Here is a 20,264-nt window from a genome sequence, read left to right on the forward strand (position 1 = left end):
TCGTGCGGAGCGAACTTTTTACCGGCTCGCGGGGTCAGCGTATTATCGGGCGCCCGCGCGTGAAAAAGCCGCGTGCGCGTTCGACGCAGCCGGTCATCACTGGCGATAATAGGCAATTCAAAAGGCCTCACGAGGTAGACCATGAACATCGATCGATGGGCCCGCCGCGCCACGCTGTTGTTGGCCGCGCTGGCGGTGCTTCTGTCCGGCTGCACGACCTACGTGACCACTCAGGTCACGGCGTTCTCCGACTGGAGCGGCAATGACGCCACCCGCACCTTCGCGTTCACGCGGGCGCCGGATCAGCAGAACAATCTCGAACTCGCCACCTACGAACGCATGGTCGCCAGCGAACTCGCGGGGCATGCGTTCCGTGAAGTCGACAGCGCACAAGCGCGCTATCTGGTTGGACTCTCGTACGGCATCCGCTCGGACATGGTGACGGTTGCGCAACCGGTGTACTACAACCCGTGGCCGTCGCCGTACTGGGGCCGCCCGTTCGACCCGTGGGGACCGTGGGGTCCGTATCCGGCCACGTACGTGAACCAGACCTATCCGATTTTCACGCATCTGCTGGGCATACGGATCACCGAGCGCGCGAGCGGCAAGGAGGTCTATAACGTGACGGCCCGCAACTCGGGCGGCGAGTCGTCGCTGGTGAGGGCGATGCCGTATCTGGCGCGCAGCGCGCTGGCCGATTTCCCGCTCGGCAACGGTGCGGTGCATACGGTGAAGATTCCGCGCGGCGAGGGCGGCGGCCCGGCGAACGAAGTGGTCGCGACCGGCGGCGCGCCGGCCGGGGTGCCGGTTCCGGCGTCGGGTGCCAAGGCGGCGGAGTAGGGGGCAGGCAGAGTGGCGCAGGTTGAAGCGCAATGAGAACGGCCCGGCGGGTTATCCCTGCCGGGCCGTTCTGTTTTTGCAGTCGTGAGAAGCAGGGGCGTCTCACGCGATGTGGCGTTTTACAGGCTGGCCGATGCAGCGACGCGCAACGTTAGCGCGATGCACCCGCGCGCGCAGCGCCGCCTGAAGACCACACAGAAGTCGCCCGGGCACAGCCTAAACGCAGCCTAAACGCCGATCCCAAACAACGCCATCGCCCCCAGCACCACGAACAGCACCGCCGCGATGCCGTGTACGAGCCCGGTCGGCAGGCGGTGGGCGAAGCGGTCGCCGAGCAGGATCGCCGGCACGTTGGCGATCATCATGCCGAGCGTGGTGCCCGCCACCACGCCGAAGAAATCGTGAAAGCGCGCGGCGAGGGCGATCGTCGCAATCTGCGTCTTGTCGCCCATTTCCGCGATGAAGAACGCCACCACGGTCGCGCCGAACACGCCGAAGTGCGTGCGGTTCGTGTTGGCTTCGTCGTCGTCGAGCTTGTCCGGCACGAGGATCCACAGGCCCATCGCGACGAACGAGGCGGCCAGCGCCCAGCGCATGATGGTCGGCGTGAGCAGCGAGCCGAGCCACGCGCCGAGCGCGCCCGCACCCGCGTGATTGATGAGGGTGGCGGTAAGCACGCCGAGGATGATCGGGACGGGTTTGCGGTAGCGGGCCGCGAGCACGAGCGAGAGCAGTTGCGTCTTGTCGCCGATCTCGGCGAGCGCGACCGCTCCGGTCGAAATGAGAAAAGCGTGATTCACGATTGTGTGGGTTCCTCGGGCCGAGATGTGTACGAGCGACGACCCACGACACGCCGGGCCCTGTTGCGGCGCGTGTGGATCATCGGTCTCGCCAGGCCAGAGGCTGCGGCTGCCATGGCCATGAAGGCCAAGTCTGTTGACAGGCGCCCCCGCGAACCGCACGTTCGACGCACCCAGGCACAGCGGTGCGGACATGCCGCGGGGCGGCTACTCCCCAATGAGCGACGGAGTATAGCAGGCAAGGATGTGTCTGATTGCTCAAGCGGGCTGTGCGGCGGCCGCGGCGTTGCGTAGTCGGATTGGCAATGAGCGAGGTGAGGCCGGGAAACGTTTCTCGCATGTCGAGCCCGCGCGAACAACTCGCCTGTGTGCAAATGTTCCGATGTGAAACACCTGTCGAGAAAGTCGAATGAAAGTATTTGCGCAGATCTGGCGTTTTTGACCAGCCGCCGGCTCGATCGGAAACATACCGGAAGGGGCTTTCCGCCGGATCGCGGCGCGCCGCGCAAAATGTTAATCCGCGGCCCGCCGCCATTTGACCATCCGTCGCACTGGGGATACGGATACAGATGGATACGTCTTTTCTGGCTGATTTAATCCAGAATATTCAGTATGATTCCGCCGACCAGGAGAGCCTGGGACGATTCATCTGATTAAATGTCACAGGCCTCTAAACAATTGGGGCCAAGTGCCGTTAATGCGCTGACCCTATAAGAAAAGTGCCCACCGGCTGGCGATCGCCGATCCGCGCGGCGCATGCAGGCCGTGACGGTTTCATGTTCCGTCTGGCGCCTGAGCCTCTCTCCCGTTTCAACGCGCAAGCACCGATATGCCCGATCTGCACTGGACCATTCCGGTCGGTCGCTGGTCTAGCTGGCCGGCCACCGCATCTGCCGCACCCGATATTGGCTTTATCGAGCCGATCGTGCGGCGTCGTCTGAGCACGCTGTCCAAAGTCGCGCTGAAGGTCGCGCACGACTGCGTCGCGCAGGACGCGGTCCGGGTCGTGTTCGGGTCGCGGCATGGCGAATTGCGCCGCACCACCGACATCCTGCGCAGCATCAGCGCCGGGGAGCCCGTTTCGCCGAGCGCGTTCAGCCTGTCGGTGCTGAACGCGATGACCGGCGTGTTCGGTATCGCGCGCGGTGACCGCTCGGCGGCCAGCGCGATTTCGGCCGGCGCGCAAACCCTCGGCTACGCACTGCTGGAAGCGCATGCACAATACGCGATGCAGCCCGACTCGCCGGTATTGCTGGTGTACGCCGACGAACCGGCGGACGCGGCGTACGGCACGATCGAAGACGAAGTGCAGGGTGGCGCGCTCGCCATTCTGCTCGACCGCGAGGCGGCGACCGGGCACATGGTGTGCTCCCTGTCACGCGCCGCCGGTGATCAGACGTCAGGACCGCTCGGCGGCGCAAGCGAAACCGGCGAAGTCCAGCCCGGCGAAACCGGCAATGGCCTGAGCGCGGGCACAAGCACCGACACCGCCCCACACGCCGCGCCCGCGTTCTTCGCGACTCAAAGCCAGGCGTTGCTGTACTGCCTGGAAACCGGCCAGCCTGCGTGCTGGCAGCGCGCAGGCATCATCTGGCATTGGAGTTGGCATGACCGCGCGGCTTGATTATCTGTGGCGTTTTTGCGCGACCGGCATCGCCTTCGTGATATTCGGCGTGTGCGGCGTGCTGTTTTCCGTGCTGGTGTTTCCGCTCGCGTGGCTGTGGCCGCATCGCGCGTCGCGGCAGCGGGTGGTGACCGGCGTGATCCACTGGTTTTTCCGCGCGCTGGTCGCCGTGTTGCGGCGCATCGGCGTGATGGAGCTCGACGTGTCGGGCTCGGACGCGCTACGCACCGGCGGCCCGGCGATCGTGGTCGCGAATCACCCGACCTACCTCGACGTGATGGTGCTGCTGTCGCTCACGCCGCGCGCCTGCTGCGTCGTGAAGAACGCGCACTGGCGCAACCCGTGTTTCTGGGGGATCGTGCGCGCGGCGGAATACGTCAGCAACGCGGACCCCACTGAATTGATCGAAGCGGGCGCCCGGCAGCTCGCGGCCGGCTACACGATGATTATTTTTCCCGAAGGCACGCGCAGTCCCGCGCCGAACCGGCTGCACGCTTTTTCGCGCGGCTTCGCGCACATGGCATTGAAGGCCGGCGCGCCGATCGTGCCGGTGCTGATGGATTGCGACCCGCCCGCGTTCACCCGGCAGCTGCGCTGGTACGACGTGCCGGCGCGCGCGTTCCGCATGCGCGTGAACGTGCTCGAGCCGCTCGGTGTCGAGCAGTTCGCCGCCCATGACACGACTCCGGCTTTGGCGGCGCGCAGCGTAACGAGCGCCGTCGAAGCTCACATTACCCGGCACCTGTTCGATTATGGATTCTTTAAAACTGGAAATTAAACAGCTCCTGATCGAAGCCCTCGATCTGGAAGACCTGAGCCCGGCCGATATCGACGACGATGCCCCGCTGTTCGACACCGACGGCATCGGTCTCGATTCGATCGACGCGCTCGAAATCGGCATCGTGCTGCGCAAACAATACCAACTGACCATTGCGGCCAATGACGAACGCACGCGCGAACATTTTCGCTCGATCAGCACGCTGGCCGCGCTGGTCGAGAGTCAGCGCGAAGCGGCGCACGCTGCGAACGAAACCGCAAAGAAGGGGGATTAAACCGTGTCCGACGCAGAGATTCTTGAACGTATCCGTGCGATCTTCAAAGAGAACTTCGCCATCGAGCCCGAACGGGTGACGCCCGACGCGCACCTGTTCGAAGACCTCGATCTCGACAGTATCGACGCCGTCGACCTCGCGATCAAACTGCAGGAAATGACCGGCCGCCGCATCAAGCCGGAAGAATTCAAATCGGTGCGCACGGTCGGCGACGTGATCGGTGCGGTCGAATCCCTGCTGGCGGCCCAAGGCTGATGCCGGTCGCGCGCTCGCGAGTGCCAACGGCGGTGCCCGACGCTGCCGCAGCGACGCCTGGCACGGAGCGCCATTGGGGCAAGACCGTCGTGCAGGTGCTGTTGAAGCTCGCGTATCCCGCGCTGATTCTGTGCGCGTGGCGCTGGGACGAGCCGCGCCTCGTCGGCGGCATGCTGTTTGCGATTCTGTGGCTGCAGCGCTGGGCCGGTAACGGCCCCGTCGCGGCTTCGCTGCGGCGTCTGTCCGCGATCGACTGGAGCGTGGTCGGCTTGCTGAGTGTCGCGTCGGCGGCGATCGTCGTCACCGATAGCGAACTGCTGTTGCGCCTCTACCCGTCGCTCGTCAATCTCGGTTTGCTGATCGCGTTCGGCACGACGCTCGTGCGCGGCCCGTCGATGATCGAGAAATTCGCGCGCCTCGGCAATCCGGATCTGCCGCCCGCGGCGGTCCATCACACGCGACGCGTGACGCAGGTGTGGTGTGCGTTCTTCGTGCTGAACGGCGCGTTCTCCGCCTACACGGCGCTGTACTGGAGCCGCGCGAACTGGTCGCTGTATAACGGCGCGATTGCCTATGGGCTGATCGGCGTGCTGCTCGTGGCCGAGTTCATCTGGCGTTATCTGGTCGTGTTGCCGCGCGCCGCGCGTTCGGAGGCGGCATGATCGCGTTGCATGATCTGCTTTCGGTTTGCGGGGAAGCTGCGTCGAACACCCCGGTGTGCCGGGACGGCCGCGAGGTGCTCGACCGCGCGGCGTTTCGCGCGCGCGTCGCGGCATGGATCGCACGAGTGCAAACGCAGGCCGCGCAACGCTACGCGTTGTGCATCGACGATCCGTTCGACTTCGCCTGTGCGTTGTTCGCGCTATTCGCGTGCGGCAAGGAGCCGGTGATTCCGGCCAACGCGACGCCTGGCTATCTGGCCGATCTCGCCGACGCCTACGATGCGATGCTGACCGATGCGGATCTGCCGCCGTTTGCGCGGCAAGCGCATGCAAACGCCAGCGCCGCCGTCGGCACAGCCTACCCCATCGACCCGCAAGCCCCGCTGACGCTTTACACCTCCGGCAGCAGCGGCAGCCCCAAGCCGATCCTCAAGACGCTCGCGCAGTTCAACGCCGAAGTGCACACGCTCGAGCAGCAGTGGGGCGCGCTGGTGGGCGACGCGACGATGCTCGCGAGCGTGCCGCACCATCACATCTACGGTTTGTTGTTTCGCGTGCTCTGGCCGCTGGCGGCCGGCCGCGCGTTCGACCGTGCGATCAGCATCGAGCCGCTGCATTTGCAGAGCCGCATCGAGCAATGCGGCGCAACCGTCGTCGTCTCGACGCCCGCGCAGTTGTCGCGCTGGCCCGCATTGCCCGGCTTCGCGTCATTGACGCCGGCCCCGCGCACCTTCTTTTCGTCGGGTGGCCCGCTCGCGCTCGACGCCGCGCAGCACTACGCCGCGGCTTACGGCGCGGCGCCGCTCGAAATCTACGGCAGCACGGAGACGGGCGGCATCGCGTGGCGGCGTCAGGATCAGACCGATGCGTGGCAACCGGTGAGCGGCATCGAAATTCGCCGCGATGAGGACGGCGCGTTGAACGTGCGCTCTGCGCATCTTGGCCACGCCGGCTGGCACCGCACCGACGACCAGATCGCCTGCGACGAGCACGGCCGCTTCCGTCTGCAAGGCCGGCTCGACCGTGTGCTGAAGCTGGACGGCAAACGCGTGTCGCTGCCCGAGCTGGAGGCGCGTCTCGCGCTGCATCCGTATGTCGCGCAAGCGGCGCTCGTGCCGCTTGCCGGCGCGTCGCGCGAACGCGTGGGCGCGCTGGTCGCATTGACCGATGCGGGCAACGCGGCCTTGCGCGACGAAGGCCGCGTGCTGCTCGCGCGAACTTTACGCCGGCATCTCGCCGGTTATTTCGACGTGGTGGTGCTGCCGCGTCATTGGCGTTTCCGGCTGAGCTTGCCGTTCGACGCGCGCGGCAAGCTGCCGGTCAGCGCGGTGGCGGCCGCCTTCGCTGCGCGCGCCGAAGGTATCGAAGTGCTGGCCGAAGCGCGGACCCAGGCACACAGCGGCGACACGCTGCACTACGCGCTGCGCGTGCCGCCCACGCTCGTGCATTTCGCCGGCCATTTTCCGGGGCTGCCGATTTTGCCCGGCGTGGTCCAGGTCGACTGGGCAGTGCGTCTTGCCGCCGATCATCTGCCGGCCGTGCGCGCGGTGGCGTCGATCGATCGGCTCAAATTCATGGCGCCGGTTTCGCCGGGCGCGGTGCTCAAACTCACGCTGGCCCACGACGCCGCACGCCGGCGCGTGCAGTTCGCGTACCGGCTGGACGGCCGCGAATGCGCGTCGGGCGTGATCGTCTATCGGGAGCCCGCGTGATGAAGTTCGCTCCCTGCATCGTCATTCCGATCTACAACCACAAGGATGCGATCGGCGCGACCGTCGCGCATCTCGCGGTGCATCGCCTGCCGATCTTCGTCGTCGACGACGGCAGCGACGACGCGACCCAGCAGGTGCTCGCCGCGCTCGCGCAGCAGTACGCGGAGCAACTCACGCTGTGGCGGCTGCCCGTCAACGGCGGCAAAGGCGCGGCGGTGATGGCGGGGCTGCGCGCCGCGCGCGAGGCGGGCTACACGCACGCATTGCAGATCGACGCCGACGGCCAGCACGACGCGAGCGACGTGCCGCGTTTCATCGACGCCGCGCGCGCCGAGCCTGGCGCGGTGATTCTCGGCCGCCCGGTCTACGACGAGAGTGTGCCGAAAGCGCGCCTCTACGGCCGCTATCTGACGCACGTATGGGTGTGGATCGAAACGCTGTCGCTGACGATCCGCGATTCGATGTGCGGCTTCCGTCTCTATCCGCTGGCGCTCGCATGCGAGCTGATCGACAGCGTGCCGTTGCCCACGCGCATGGACTTCGACATCGAGATCCTCGTGCGCCTGCATTGGCGGCGCGCGGCGTTCCGCTCGATTCCGACGCGCGTCACCTATGCCGCCGACGGCGTGTCGCATTTCGACGTGCTGTGGGACAATGTGCGCATCAGCCGCAGCCACACGCGGCTCGTGTTCGGCATGCTGTGGCGTCTGCCGATGCTGCTCGCGCACAAGCTGATGCCACGCCGCGCCGCGCCCGTCGACGGAGCACGCGAAGCGCAACAACCCGACGAACCGGGGGACGAGGCCTGGTGGCGGATCGCCGAACGCGGCAGCCATCTCGGCATGGCCTTGCTCGCGCTCAGTTGCAAGCTGTTCGGCCGTGGCTTCACCGGGCTCTGGCTGCATCCGATCGTCGCGTACTTCCTGCTGACGGGACGCGCCGCGCGCGAAGCATCGGGCAATTACTTCCGGCATCTCGGCGCGGCCGCGCCGCAAGACGAAACGCCGCGTCCGGGCTGGTTGTCCGCGTATCGCCACATGCTGGCGTTCGCGCAGTCGGGTTTCGACAAACTCGCCGCGTGGTCCGGCCGCGTCGACGACTCGGACGTGACGTTCGACGATCGTTCGGCGTTCGAAGCATTAGTGGCGAACGGCAAGGGCGCGCTCGTGATCGGCGCGCATCTCGGCAACCTGGAGATGACCCGCGCGCTCGCCGCGCACGGCGCTCATGCGAAGGTCACCGCCGTGGTCTACTCGGAGCACGCGCGCCGTTTCAACAGCGTGCTGGCGTCGGCCAATAGCGAGTTCTCGCGGCATCTGCTCGAAGTCCGCGATTTTGGTCCCGAGACCGCGATGCTGATGCAGCAGCGCGTCGATGCCGGCGAGCTGCTGGTGATCGTCGGCGACCGCGTGCCCGCGCACGAAGCGGGCCGCACCACCGACGCGCAGTTTCTCGGCGCGAGCGCGCCGTTCGCACAAGGTCCCTATGTGCTCGCGCATGCGCTGGGCTGTCCGGTCTATCTGTTCTTCTGTCTGAAAGAGCGCGACGGCTATCGCCTGTATTTCGAGCCGTTCGCCGAACGCATCGAATTGCCGCGCCGCGAACGTGCGCAGCATCTCGCCACGTGGGCGCAGCGTTATGCGGCACGTCTCGAACATTATTGCCGCAAGGCTCCCTATCAATGGTTCAACTTCTTCGATTTCTGGGCCAGCCCCAAGCGAGGCGCGAATGGCCGAACATGATCTGAGCGAAGCCGGCACGAACACGGGAACCGGCTTGAATCGGCACGCAGCGGCGGTCGTGATCGGCGCGCGCAAACTGACGATCGAAGAGGTCGTCGCGATTGCGCGGCAGCGCGCACCGGTCGCGCTGAGCGCGGACCCGGCATGGCGCGCACGTATCCAGCGCGGCGCGGATTTTCTGCGCCGCCATCTGGCCGCGGGTGCGACCGTCTACGGCGTGAACACCGGTTACGGCGACGCCTGCGTGGTCGACGTGCCGATGGAACTGGTCGAAGCGTTGCCGCTGCAACTGACGCGTTATCACGGCTGCGGCATGGGCCAGTATCTGGACGATGCGCAAACGCTCGCGGTGATCGCCGCGCGCCTGAACTCGCTCGCGTACGGTTTTTCCGGCGTGCGTCCGGTGTTGCTCGAACGCCTGGCCGATCTGATCAATCATCGCGTGTTGCCGCGCATTCCGGCCGAAGGCTCGGTCGGCGCGAGCGGCGATCTGACGCCGCTGTCCTATGTGGCGGCGGCACTCGCCGGCGAACGCGACGTGCAGTTCGACGGCGCGCTGCGCGATGTGCGTGACGTATGGACCGAACTCGGCCTCGCGCCGCTCACGCTCGCACCGAAAGAAGGCCTCGCGCTGATGAACGGCACGGCGGTGATGACGGGCCTCGCCTGTCTCGCGTTTGCCCGTGCGGATCATCTGACGCGGCTCGTCGCGCGTTTGACCGCGCTCTCGACCGTGGCGCTCGACGGCCGCGCCGCGCATTTCGAGGCGACGCTGTTCGAGGTGAAGCCGCACGCGGGCCAGGCCGAAGCAGCCGCATGGATCCGCGACGATCTGACGGGCCGCGACGATACGCCGGGGCATCGTCTGCAGGACCGCTATTCGATTCGTTGCGCGCCGCACGTGATCGGCGTGGCGCGTGATGCGCTGACGTGGGTGCGCCGCGACGTCGAGAACGAATTGAACAGCGCCAACGACAACCCGCTGATCGATCCCGACAACGAACGCGTGCTGCACGGCGGCAACTTCTACGGCGGCCATATCGCGTTCGCGATGGATGCGCTGAAGGTCGCGGTCGCCAATCTCGCCGATCTGATGGACCGGCAACTTGCGCTGCTGGTCGATGTGAATTTCAACAACAGCTTGCCGCGCAACCTGTCGGGCGCCGAGGCCGCGCGCGCCGCGATCAATCACGGCTTCAAGGCCGTGCAGATTTCGTCGTCGGCATGGACCGCGGAAGCGTTGAAGCACACGATGCCCGCGAGCGTTTTTTCGCGCTCGACCGAGTCGCACAATCAGGACAAGGTCAGCATGGGCACGATCGCCGCACGCGACTGTTTGCGCGTGCTGGAGTTGACCGAACAGGTGGCCGCCGCGCATACGCTCGCGACGGTGCAGGCCGCGCGGCTGCGCTTGCGGATCGACGGCGCGACGCCGGTGCCGGCGCCGCTGCAACGGTTTATCGACGACGTGGGCGCGGTGTCGCCGTTCCTCGCCGAGGACCGGGCGCTGGAGAGCGAGCTGCGCGCATTGACCGCGCGCATCGCCGCCTGCGATCTGCTCGACGACTATCGTGAGGGAGCGAACGCATGAGCGGAACGCCGAAAGTGCTGAGCGCGAGCGCGACGCTCGAAGTGGCGTTTCACGACGTCGACGCGATGAACGTGTGCTGGCACGGCAACTATCTGAAGTACTTCGAGATCGGCCGTGCAGCGCTCTTGCGCGCGTTCGACTACGACTACCGCGAGATGCAGGCCTCGGGCTATCTGTGGCCGATCGTCGAGGCGCATCTGAAGTATGTGCGCCCGGCCGTCTACGGTCAGAAGCTCGATGTGCGCACGCAACTGCTCGAACACGAAAACCGCCTGAAAATAGGCTATGAAATTGTCGATTGCGAATCCGGCACGCGCCTGACGAAGGGCTATACGATCCAGGTCGCGGTCGATGCCGCGACCGAGGAGTTGCAGTTCGTCTCCCCACCGGTCGTGTTCGACAAGCTGGAGCGAGTATGGGGACGATGACATGGCGCGCGCTGAGGGTGGGCGCGTTGAGTGCGTTGAGCCTGATCGGCGTGGTTGGCGTGGCGGCATGGCCGGCACCGGCCGTGAGCGCAACGGCGGCAACGGCGGCAGCCGCCGCACCCGCCGGCAACCCCGCACTCGTTTCGCAGATCGCCGCGCACCTCGCCCAGGCCAAGGGCGTGCGCGCGCAATTCACCCAAACGCAGACGCTCGCCGCGATGAAACAGCCGCTCGTCAGCAACGGCACGCTGCTGTTCCTGCGCGAGCGCGGCGTGCTCTGGCAGATCGATACGCCGTACAAAGCCACCTATGTGATCACCGACGCGGGCGTCGTGCAGGTCGACGCCGCCGGTCGGCGCGTGAGCGCCCGCAGCGCGCAAGGCACGCGCGGCGTCGCGCAGGTCTCGAAGATGATGCGCGCGATGCTCGGCGGCGACCTGTCGGCGCTGTACTCGCAATTCGACGTGCAGGCCGAAGGCAGCGCCGCGCAATGGCGCATGCAGCTGACGCCGAATCAGCCGCAGATCGCGCAATCGATCAAGCGTCTGGACATGGAGGGCGGCGACTATCTGCAAAGCTTGCGCATCACACTGGCGAACGGCGACGCGACGAAACTCGAGTTCGCGAGGAGCACGGCGGTGAGCGAACCGACGGCGGCTGAAAGCAGCCTGCTCGGAGCGCCGTAATGAATCTGCGGGACGTGCGCCACATGCCGCAACAACGGTCGGCGAAACAGACGTGGGGCGTGCGCGCCGCGTGGCTGCTGCTCGCGCTGATCGCGGCGCTGTATTGCGCGTGGCGCTTCGCGGGGCCGTCGCCGTTGCAGACCAATCTGCTTGCGCTCCTGCCCGCCACCGAGGCGGACCCCGTCGCCGAAAAAGCGGTCGACACGCTCGCGAGCGCGCTCGGCGACCGCACGGTGCTCCTCGTCACGAGCAACGACGACGCGCATGCAAAAGCGGCGGCGAGACAGCTTGGCGCGTCGCTGCAAAAGAGCGGGGCGTTCGGCTCGGTGACGGCGGAGTTGCCGCCGTTCGATCTCGCGCAGATTGCTACGTTGTACATGCCGTATCGCTTTGGCTTGTTGACGCCGGCCGATCGCGCGGCGCTGGCGGGAGGGGCGGCCTCGGAAAATGCAGCACCCGCAGCAAACTCGACCCTGCGCGACACCTTGGCGCAACGCATCTACAGCCCGTTACGCGGCGGCCTGACCACGTCGCTCGCCGACGATCCGTTCGGCTGGCTCGAACGCTGGCTCGGCGGCCTGCCGCTCGCGACGTCGAACCTCGACATCGAAGACAACCTGCTGGTGGCGCATCGCGGGGCCGCGACCAGCGTGCTGATCGTCGCGACGTTGCGGGGTTCCGCGTACGAATCGCAGACGCAGCGCGCGGTGCGCGCGGCGCTCGCCCAAGGCGAAAGCGCGTTGCGGCAGGCCTTCCCCGATGTGTCGGTGGCGCGCACCGGCGCGGTGTTCTACGCGGAGTCGGCGCGCAGCGCGTCCGAGCGCGAAGTGCATCTGATCGGCGTCGCGTCGCTGTGCGGGATCGCGCTGCTGATGATGTGGGTGTTCCGCTCGCCGCGTCTGTTGCTGCTCGGCTTCATGTCGACGGCGCTCGGCATCGTCTGCGCGCTCGCGGCCACGCTGCTGGTGTTCGGCCAGTTGCATCTGCTGACGCTGGTGTTCGGCGCGAGCCTGATCGGCGAGGCTGTCGACTATTCGATCCAGTACTTCGTCGTGTATCTCGGCGCGCAGCGCGACTGGGACGCACGGCGCGGCGCGCGCACGGTGCGGCCCGCGCTGACGGTCGCGTTGCTGACGAGCCTGCTCGGCTACGCGATCCTGCTGTGGGTGCCGTTTCCCGCGCTCAAGCAGATCGCGTGCTTCGCGATGGTCGGCATTGCGACCGCGTTCGCGTCCGTGCTGTCGCTGTTGCCGACGCTGTTGACCCGTGCGCCCAAGCGCAGCCCGCAACGCGTGTTCGTCGGCGCGGCGCGTGTGTTGACGCTCTGGCATCGCGCGATTGGCGGACGGCGCGCGTGGGGCGTGGCGGTGTTGTTGCTGATCGCCGCGATTCCCGGCTGGCTGCGCATGACCAGCGACGACGATATCCATCTGCTGATCCAGCGCGACCCGTCGCTCGTCGCGCAGGAGAACAAGGTGCGCGATGCGGTGGGCGTCGATAACAGCGCGCAGTTTTTCGTCGTGCGCGGCGCGACGCCGGAGGTCGTGCTGCAACGCGCCGAAGCGCTGGGCGCGAAACTGGACGGCTTGAACGGTACGCCGAACCAGGTCGGCGGTTATCAGTCGGTGGCGCAATTCGTGCCGTCGGCACAGCGGCAGAACGACGACCGCGCGCTGCTCGCACAGCATGTGTTCAACGATCCCGCTGCGTTGCGCGCAACGCTGCTGCAAGCGGGCTTCAAGGACGAAGTCGCCGATGCGTGGCTCGCCGCCTACGCGAAGCCACAAGCGCCGCTCACCGTCGAGCGCTGGCTGGCCGCGCCGTGGTCGCAGCCGTATCGGCATTTGTGGCTCGGCGAAGTCGAGTCGGCCACGAAAACCTATGCGGCCGTCGTGATTCCGCAAGGCGTGACGCCGCACAACGCGCCCGCGCTGAATGCGCTCGCGCAAGGCGTGCCGGGCGTCGCGTTCGTCGATAAGGCCGCGAGCGTGTCGAAACTGTTCGGCGCGTATCGTGTCGACAGCGGCTGGTGGCTCGGCGCCGCGCTTGCACTCGTGCTCGTATTGCTGATCGTGCGATACGCGCCGAAGAAAGCCTCCTTGGGTAGCGCTTCGAATGAAGTCGCCGTGGGGCACGCTCCGCAGACAACCTTGTTGAAAAACGCCTCAAAGCAAGACCTTTCATGGGCCGCGCAACCCGACGCTCGACTCGCGCCCACGCAACGTGACGCCTCTTTGGCGGACGCCCGGAACAAGGCCTCTGTGTCCGACGCGCCGCAAATAGTCTCCCTGGCAAACCGCCTGCGCGGCGGCGTCGCTACCACGTTGCCGGTGGCGCTCGCAGTCGGCGTCACGCTCGCGGTGTTCGGCTACGCGGGCGTACCGCTCAATCTGTTCAACTGGCTCGCGTTGATGCTGGTGCTCGGCGTCGGCGCAAACTATGCGGTGTTCCTGCGCGAAGGCTGCCTGCGCGCGGACGCGGATCTCGGCGCGGTGTGGACCGGCGTGCTGCTGTCGGCGGCCACCACGCTGTTGTCGTTCGGCATGCTCGGCATGAGCGAGATGCCCGCGCTGAAGAGTTTCGGCGCGACGCTCGCGCTCGGCATCGCGGTCTCGGTGCTGCTCGCGCCGATCGGCATGCCATCGGAATCGAGGAGGGTGGCATGAAGACGCCATCGGTTTATCTGCACGCGCTCGGCATGATCAACGCGCTGGGCGGCAACGTCGACGAAATCGTGCCGGCGCTCGCCGCGACGCGCGCACCCGGCATGGCGAACGTGCATACCGGCGTCGGCGACGCGTTTGCCGGCAGCGTCCTTGCGCCGCTGGATCTCGCGCCGCGCGCCGATCTCGTGCGTTACGACTGCCGCAACAACCGTCTGCTGCTGGCCGCGCTCGCGCAGATCGGCCCCGCCATCGACGCCGCGCGCGAGCGTTACGGCGCTCACCGGATCGGCGTGGTGCTCGGCACCAGCACCTCGGGCATCGAGGCGGCCGAAGCCGCGTTCGTCTATCACGCGCAGGCGGGCCAGTTGCCCGAGAACTTCAACTACCGGCAAATGGAGATCGGCACCGCAGCGCCGTTCGCTGCCGCCGCGCTCGGCGTGCAAGGGCCGGCTTTCACGATTTCGACCGCGTGCACGTCGAGCGCGAAAGCCTTCGCGTCGGCGCGGCGTTTGCTGCAATTGCAACTGTGCGATGCGGTGGTGGTGGGTGGCGTCGATTCGCTTTGCGAATTGACCGTGCAGGGTTTCGCGTCGCTCGAATCGACCAGCGGCGTGCGCACCAATCCGATGAGCGTGAACCGCTGCGGGATCAACGTCGGCGAAGGCGCGGCCGTGTTCCTCATGAGTCGCGACGAAGCGGCCGTGCGGCTCGCCGGCCTCGGCGAATCGAGCGACGCGCATCACATTTCGTCGCCGGACCCGCAGGGCGCGGGGGCGGAACTGGCGCTGCGCGAAGCGCTCGCCGATGCGGGCATCGGACCGTCCGCGCTCGGCTATGTGAATCTGCACGCCACCGCCACGCGCAAGAACGACGAGATGGAAGCGAAGCTGATGGCGCGCGTGTTCCCCGACGGCGTCGCGACGAGCGGCACCAAGCCCCTGACCGGCCACCAGCTCGGCGCGGCGGGCGCCACCGAACTCGGCTTCGCGTGGCTCACGCTCGCACGCGAGGGCGTCCCACTGCCGCGCCACGTGTGGGACGGCGAGGCCGACCCCGCATTGCCGGCGCTGGACCTAGTGGAAAGCGAACGCTTCCTGGCGCGCCGCGCGGGTGCGCAATACGTGATGAGCAATTCGTTTGCGTTTGGCGGCAGCAACGTCAGTCTGATCCTCGCACGGTGACGCGCATGGCGACGACGATGCCCACCTTCGAGCAACTCGCGCGGCAACCGATCGAAGCGATCATCCCGCATCGCGGCAGCATGCTATTGATCGACGCCGTCGACACGTTCGGCGAAGAAACGCTGAGCGCGCGCGCCACCGTGGACGCTCACGCATGGTATGCCGACGCCGATGGCGCGATGCCCGCGTGGATCGGCATCGAACTGATGGCGCAGGCGATCGCCGCGCACGTCGCGTTGCTGGCGATGCGTGGCGGCGGCCGCGCGCGGCCAGGCGTGCTGCTCGGCTCGCGCAGCTACAAGGCGTTGCAGCCGGCGTTCGCGGCCGGCGCGTGCCTCTCGATCCGCGTCGTCGAACTGCTGCGCAGCGAGGAGGGCCACGGCGCATACGAATGCACGATCCATCACGGCGACGTGGGTTGCGCCGAAGCCGTCATCAAGGTTTTTCAACCGCCCGATTTCCAGTCATTCATCGAAGGGAGTTTCAGTTCATGAGCCGGCGTGTTCTCGTTACCGGCGCAAGCCGCGGCATTGGCCGCGCGATTGCGTACAAGTTGGCGGCCGACGGCTTCGCGGTCTCCGTGCATTGCCGCACGGGACGCAGCGAAGCCGACGCGGTTGCGACGGGCATCGCCGCGCAAGGCGGCACGGCGCGCGTGCTCCAGTTCGACGTGCGCGAGCGCGCCGCGTGCCGCGAGGTGCTCGAAGCGGACGTCGCCGCGCACGGCCCCTACTACGGCATCGTGTGCAGCGCGGGCGTGACGCGCGACGCCGCGTTTCCCGCGCTCACCGAGGAAGACTGGGACATCGTGATCGAGACCGGTCTCGACGCGTTCTACAACGTCGTCCATCCGCTCACCATGCCGATGGTGCGCGCGCGCAAGGGCGGGCGAATCGTCACGATCGCGTCGGTGTCCGGGGTGATGGGCAATCGCGGCCAGGTCAACTACAGCGCGGCGAAGGCCGGGCTGATCGGCGCGACCAAGGCGCTCGCGGTCGAACTGGCGACGCGCAACATCACCGTCAATTGCGTCGCGCCGGGCCTGATCGAAACCGGCATGCTCGAGCAGATGCCGCTCGAACAGGCCTTGAAAACGGTGCCGATGAACCGCGTCGGCCAGCCTGCCGAGGTCGCCTCGGTGGTCGGCTTTCTGATGTCGGATGCGGCTTCCTATGTGACGCGCCAGGTGATCGGCGTCAATGGCGGGATGGTGTGATGAAACGCGTCGTCATTACCGGCATGGGTGGTGTCACCGCATTCGGCGATAGCTGGGACGTCATCGAAGCGCGCCTGAGAAGCGGCGAGAACGCGGTGCGGCGCATGCCCGAATGGGATTACTTCGAAGCGCTGCATACGCGGCTCGCGTGTCCGCTGCCCGAGTTCAACGTGCCCGCCCATTACCCGCGCAAGAAAACGCGCTCGATGGGTCCGGTGTCGATGTACTCGGTGCGCGCGAGCGAACTGGCGCTCGCCGACGCGGGGCTGGCGGACGACCCGAGCATCGCCGACGGCCGCATGGGCGTTGCGTATGGCTCGTCGTCGGGCTCGGTGCAGCCGATCCGCGCATTCGGCGCGATGCTCGAAACCGGCTCGATGGGCGGCGTCACGTCGAACAGCTACGTGCAGATGATGCCGCACACCACGGCGGTCAACGTCAGCCTGTTCTGGGATCTGAAAGGGCGGATTATTCCGACGTCGTGCGCGTGCGCATCGGGCAGCCAGGCGATCGGTTACGCGTTCGAGGCGATCCAGAGCGGCAAGCAGACGCTGATGCTCGCGGGCGGCGCGGAAGAACTGTCGGGCCCGGCGGTCGCGGTGTTCGACACGCTGTACGCGACCAGCACGCGCAACGACGAGCCGCATCTGACGCCGCGTCCTTTCGATGCCGCGCGCGATGGCCTCGTGGTCGGCGAAGGCGCGGCCACGCTGGTGCTCGAAGAATACGAACACGCGGTGGCGCGCGGGGCGCGGATTCACGCGGAGATCGCCGGCTTCGGCTGCAATTCGGACGGCGCGCACATGACCCAGCCGACCGCCGGCACCATGGCGCGCGCGATGCAGCTTGCGCTGCGCGACGCGCAACTGCCGCCTGAGGCGATCGCCTACGTGAACGCGCACGGCACCTCGACCGATCGTGGCGACATCGCCGAGAGCCATGCGACCGCGCAGACCTTCGGCGAGCGCATGCCGATCAGTTCGCTCAAGAGCTACGTCGGGCACACGCTTGGCGCGTGCGGCGCGCTCGAAGCCTGGTGGACCATCGAGATGATGAAACGCAACTGGTATGCGCCGACCTTGAACCTCGACAACGTCGATCCGGCCTGCGCGCCGCTCGACTACATCGTCGGCACGGCGCGCGAGATCGATGCCGAACATGTGATGAGCAATAACTTTGCGTTCGGCGGCATCAATACGTCGCTGATTTTCAGGCGCGTTCGATGAGCGTCGCGCTGCAACGCGTGGTCGTCACCGGCATGGGGATCGTGTCGTGCCTCGGCAATACGCTCGACGGCGTGGCCGCCGCGTTGCGCGCGGGCCGCTCGCGCATCGAGCGGGTCGACGCCTGGCGTGAGCGCGGGTTCGGCTCGCAGGTGGCGGGCGTCGCGTCAGTCGCGCACGAGCCGCCATTCGAGCGCAAGCTCGAACGCTTCATGGGCGATACCGCGCGCTTTGCCTGTCATGCGGCGCGCCACGCGATCGACGACGCCGGACTTGCGCCTGCTGCGTTGCGCTCGCCGCGCGCGGGAGCGGTAATCGGCTCGGGCGTCGGCACGTTGGCGAGCTACGACGCCGCGCTCGCGATCGCGCAGACGCGCGGCGTCGAAAAAGTGCCGCCGTACACCGTGCCGCATGCGATGAGCAGCACCGCGTCGGCGAACGTCGCGCAGGTGTTCGGGCTCGAAGGGGTGAGCTATTCGCCGTCGTCGGCGTGCACGACCTCGGCGCTCGCGATCGGTCAGGCGATGCAACTGATTCAGACCGGCCGGCAGCAGATCGTGCTGGCCGGCGGCAGCGAGGCGCTGCACGACAACACGACGCTGCTGTTCGACTCGATGGGGGCGCTGTCGCGGCGCTTCAACGACACGCCGCAGCACGCGTCGCGTCCGTACGATACACAGCGCGACGGCTTCGTGATCGCGTCGGGCGGCGGCGTGCTGGTGCTCGAAGCGCTCGATCACGCGTTGGCGCGCGGCGCGCGCATTTACGCGGAGCTGACCGGCTTCGGCGATTGCACGGACAGCGCGGCGATGGTCGCGCCGCGCGCGGCCGGCATCGCGCGGGCGATGCGCGGCGCGCTCGACGCGGCGGGCAACTGTCCCGATTACATCAACACGCACGCGCCGTCCACGCCGCTCGGCGACATCGAGGAACTGCGCGCGTTGAGTGACGTATTCGGCGCCGCGTCCGGGCAGCGCATACCGGCGTTTTCGTCGACCAAGGGGATGACCGGGCATTCGATCGGCGCTTGTGGCGCGCACGAGGCGATCTACACGCTCCTGATGATGCGCGATGGGTTCATCGCGGGTACGGCGGATATCGGCACGCCGGAGCCGGAACTGAGCGGTATGCCGCTCGTGCGGAGCGCGCACGCTGCGCGTATCGACACGGCGATGTCGGTGTCATTCGGGTTCGGCGGCAGTTGCGCGAGCCTGATGTTCGAAGCATGGCAGGGCGGTTGAATGGACCGACGACGCGGCTGAAAAAGCGGCCGCGACTTCAAAAATAACGAAGGTGACGACAATGAAAAAATGGGCTGCGCTGGGTGCGCTTGTAGCGGTGGCGTTGACGCAGGCGGGTTGCGCGACGCAGGTGAAGTCGCTGCCGTTCGCGGCGGCTGGTGGCGAATCGCGTGGTGAGGTGCCGGTGTTTTTTGGTCAGCAGGACCATCCGGCGGTGCAGAGCAAGGTGGGCGAGGTCGCGTATTCGGTGCGGATCGCACGCAAGGTATCGAGTCCCGAAGACGCATGCCACGAAGCGCTCGCCGAAGCGGTGCGCAAGCTGCGCGACGCGGCGCGCGAGCGTCATGCGAATGCGGTGATCGACGTGTCGACTCGTTTTCACAGCACCGAAACCAGTTCGTCGACCGACTTCACGTGCGGCGTGAGTCCGAGCGCCGCGGCGCTTGCGGTGCGCGGGCAACTTGTTGTGCTGCAAGCGCACTGAGTTGAAGCGAAACGGCGAAGACGGCATGCCGCCTTTGCCGTGCGCTGTGAGAAGAGGGCGCGCGGTAACCGGCTTTAGTCCGCCTTGACCGCAGCCTTGAGCGCCGCGACATTGACCAGCGTCTCACGACGCTTGCCCGGTTGCGGACGATACAGACCGAGCCGTTCGAGCAGACCGAAGTCTTTCGCGCGGCTCCACCAGAGATAAGGCAGCGAGACGTTGTGCTGGCCGAAGCTGAAGCCGCCGCGGCGAATCATGTCGAGGTAGCCGTCGGCGCTCTTTTGCACCTGCATCGGATGACGGAACAGCAGCCGGATCACCCAGGACTTGATGTACGCGTCGGTCGATTCGGCGAACAGCAGGATGCCGCCCGGCTTGAGCACGCGGCGGAACTCGGCGAGCGCACGCTCCTGTTCGACGAGGTGATGGAAGGTTTGATGGCAGAACACGATATCGGCGCTGGCGTCGGGCAGCGGCAGCTTCGCGCAGTCGCCGTGCAGCAGTTCGATGTCGGCCAGCGTGGGGCGGCAGGCATGGGCCGCGTCGGCGGCAAGCGCGAGCGACGGCGCATGAAAATCGACGCCGACAATGCGGCGCGGCTTGAACGCATCGGCGAGCAGGCGAAACGAAATGCCTTGCCCGCAGCCGACGTCGACGATGACCGGTGCATCAGGCAGGGGTGCGTCGATCAAACGTTTGAGATCGTTGATCGCGACCCGCAGCACATGATGCTCCCAAGTGTGAGTGCGCAGGAACCAGATGCCGAAGGCCGTTTCCGGCACGAAGGGCACACGGGATGTTTCGGATGACGACACGCTGCCCTCCCCGGCGAAATGTTGTCCTTGCTGTCAGAGGCACGAT

20 protein-coding genes and 1 riboswitch are annotated in these 20,264 nt (G+C 66.9%); of the genes, 18 read left to right on the top strand and 2 right to left on the bottom strand.

Features of this window, described 5'->3' with window-relative positions; translation table 11 throughout:
• Positions 1-141 precede the first annotated feature (141 nt).
• On the top strand, positions 142-840 hold the full coding sequence (locus ACZ9H4_RS12960) for a DUF4136 domain-containing protein (RefSeq protein WP_408140802.1): 699 nt from the start codon (positions 142-144) through the stop codon (positions 838-840).
• A gap of 227 nt (positions 841-1,067) precedes the next feature.
• Here ACZ9H4_RS12960 and ACZ9H4_RS12965 read toward each other — a convergent pair whose 3' ends face one another.
• Positions 1,068-1,640 (bottom strand): TMEM165/GDT1 family protein, encoded by a 573-nt coding sequence (locus ACZ9H4_RS12965; RefSeq protein WP_408140803.1) that lies wholly within the window; start codon positions 1,638-1,640, stop codon positions 1,068-1,070.
• A gap of 57 nt (positions 1,641-1,697) precedes the next feature.
• Positions 1,698-1,868: riboswitch (yybP-ykoY riboswitch) on the bottom strand.
• Positions 1,869-2,469: 601 nt separating this feature from the next.
• On the opposite strand from ACZ9H4_RS12965, the gene ACZ9H4_RS12970 reads away from it, so the two are divergent.
• The 17 genes from ACZ9H4_RS12970 (at position 2,470) to ACZ9H4_RS13050 (ending at position 19,403) form a co-directional block, all read left to right on the top strand.
• Complete coding sequence (locus ACZ9H4_RS12970; RefSeq protein ID WP_476119217.1) at positions 2,470-3,264, top strand: beta-ketoacyl synthase chain length factor; 795 nt, start codon at positions 2,470-2,472, stop codon at positions 3,262-3,264.
• Complete coding sequence (locus ACZ9H4_RS12975) at positions 3,248-4,042, top strand: lysophospholipid acyltransferase family protein (RefSeq protein WP_408140806.1); 795 nt, start codon at positions 3,248-3,250, stop codon at positions 4,040-4,042. The genes ACZ9H4_RS12970 and ACZ9H4_RS12975 overlap by 17 nt, the downstream gene beginning before the upstream one ends.
• Positions 4,017-4,316: a phosphopantetheine-binding protein gene (locus ACZ9H4_RS12980; protein WP_408140808.1), complete on the top strand. Its 300-nt coding sequence runs from the start codon at positions 4,017-4,019 to the stop codon at positions 4,314-4,316. The genes ACZ9H4_RS12975 and ACZ9H4_RS12980 overlap by 26 nt, the downstream gene beginning before the upstream one ends.
• Positions 4,317-4,319: 3 nt before the next feature.
• On the top strand, positions 4,320-4,571 hold the full coding sequence (locus tag ACZ9H4_RS12985; protein WP_042321734.1) for an acyl carrier protein: 252 nt from the start codon (positions 4,320-4,322) through the stop codon (positions 4,569-4,571).
• Positions 4,571-5,233 carry a COG4648 family protein gene (locus ACZ9H4_RS12990; protein WP_476119218.1) on the top strand — a complete coding sequence of 221 codons (663 nt, stop codon included), beginning with the start codon at positions 4,571-4,573 and terminating at the stop codon, positions 5,231-5,233. Before ACZ9H4_RS12985 ends, ACZ9H4_RS12990 begins: the two co-directional genes overlap by 1 nt.
• Complete coding sequence (locus ACZ9H4_RS12995; protein ID WP_408152492.1) at positions 5,230-6,945, top strand: ApeI family dehydratase; 1,716 nt, start codon at positions 5,230-5,232, stop codon at positions 6,943-6,945. The genes ACZ9H4_RS12990 and ACZ9H4_RS12995 overlap by 4 nt, the downstream gene beginning before the upstream one ends.
• The gene (locus ACZ9H4_RS13000; RefSeq protein ID WP_476119219.1) at positions 6,945-8,687 is read left to right on the top strand and encodes a glycosyltransferase family 2 protein; all 1,743 of its coding nucleotides are present in this window, start codon (positions 6,945-6,947) and stop codon (positions 8,685-8,687) included. The genes ACZ9H4_RS12995 and ACZ9H4_RS13000 overlap by 1 nt, the downstream gene beginning before the upstream one ends.
• Positions 8,674-10,278, top strand: a complete 1,605-nt coding sequence (locus tag ACZ9H4_RS13005) for an HAL/PAL/TAL family ammonia-lyase (protein WP_476119220.1) — start codon at positions 8,674-8,676, stop codon at positions 10,276-10,278. The genes ACZ9H4_RS13000 and ACZ9H4_RS13005 overlap by 14 nt, the downstream gene beginning before the upstream one ends.
• Positions 10,275-10,706, top strand: coding sequence for an acyl-CoA thioesterase (locus tag ACZ9H4_RS13010; RefSeq protein WP_408323625.1), 432 nt, complete (start codon positions 10,275-10,277; stop codon positions 10,704-10,706). Before ACZ9H4_RS13005 ends, ACZ9H4_RS13010 begins: the two co-directional genes overlap by 4 nt.
• Entirely contained in the window at positions 10,694-11,392 is a 699-nt protein-coding gene (locus tag ACZ9H4_RS13015) for an outer membrane lipoprotein carrier protein LolA (RefSeq protein ID WP_408140815.1), read from the top strand. Before ACZ9H4_RS13010 ends, ACZ9H4_RS13015 begins: the two co-directional genes overlap by 13 nt.
• Positions 11,392-14,058: an MMPL family transporter gene (locus ACZ9H4_RS13020; protein WP_408323626.1), complete on the top strand. Its 2,667-nt coding sequence runs from the start codon at positions 11,392-11,394 to the stop codon at positions 14,056-14,058. Before ACZ9H4_RS13015 ends, ACZ9H4_RS13020 begins: the two co-directional genes overlap by 1 nt.
• Positions 14,055-15,239 (top strand): beta-ketoacyl-[acyl-carrier-protein] synthase family protein, encoded by a 1,185-nt coding sequence (locus tag ACZ9H4_RS13025; protein WP_408140818.1) that lies wholly within the window; start codon positions 14,055-14,057, stop codon positions 15,237-15,239. The genes ACZ9H4_RS13020 and ACZ9H4_RS13025 overlap by 4 nt, the downstream gene beginning before the upstream one ends.
• 5 nt (positions 15,240-15,244) lie before the next feature.
• Positions 15,245-15,733: a hotdog family protein gene (locus tag ACZ9H4_RS13030; protein ID WP_408152498.1), complete on the top strand. Its 489-nt coding sequence runs from the start codon at positions 15,245-15,247 to the stop codon at positions 15,731-15,733.
• Positions 15,730-16,455, top strand: a complete 726-nt coding sequence (locus ACZ9H4_RS13035) for a 3-ketoacyl-ACP reductase FabG2 (protein WP_408140822.1) — start codon at positions 15,730-15,732, stop codon at positions 16,453-16,455. Before ACZ9H4_RS13030 ends, ACZ9H4_RS13035 begins: the two co-directional genes overlap by 4 nt.
• Complete coding sequence (locus tag ACZ9H4_RS13040; protein ID WP_408152499.1) at positions 16,455-17,681, top strand: beta-ketoacyl-ACP synthase; 1,227 nt, start codon at positions 16,455-16,457, stop codon at positions 17,679-17,681. The genes ACZ9H4_RS13035 and ACZ9H4_RS13040 overlap by 1 nt, the downstream gene beginning before the upstream one ends.
• Positions 17,678-18,919, top strand: coding sequence for a beta-ketoacyl synthase N-terminal-like domain-containing protein (locus ACZ9H4_RS13045; protein ID WP_476119221.1), 1,242 nt, complete (start codon positions 17,678-17,680; stop codon positions 18,917-18,919). Before ACZ9H4_RS13040 ends, ACZ9H4_RS13045 begins: the two co-directional genes overlap by 4 nt.
• 61 nt (positions 18,920-18,980) lie before the next feature.
• Positions 18,981-19,403 (top strand): signal peptidase, encoded by a 423-nt coding sequence (locus tag ACZ9H4_RS13050; protein WP_408140827.1) that lies wholly within the window; start codon positions 18,981-18,983, stop codon positions 19,401-19,403.
• 74 nt (positions 19,404-19,477) lie between these two features.
• Here the strand turns inward: ACZ9H4_RS13050 and ACZ9H4_RS13055 are convergent, their stop codons facing one another.
• Entirely contained in the window at positions 19,478-20,218 is a 741-nt protein-coding gene (locus ACZ9H4_RS13055) for a class I SAM-dependent methyltransferase (RefSeq protein ID WP_408152501.1), read from the bottom strand.
• Between the last annotated feature and the right edge of the window lie 46 nt (positions 20,219-20,264).

The organism is Paraburkholderia sp. TE9906, from assembly GCF_056279605.1.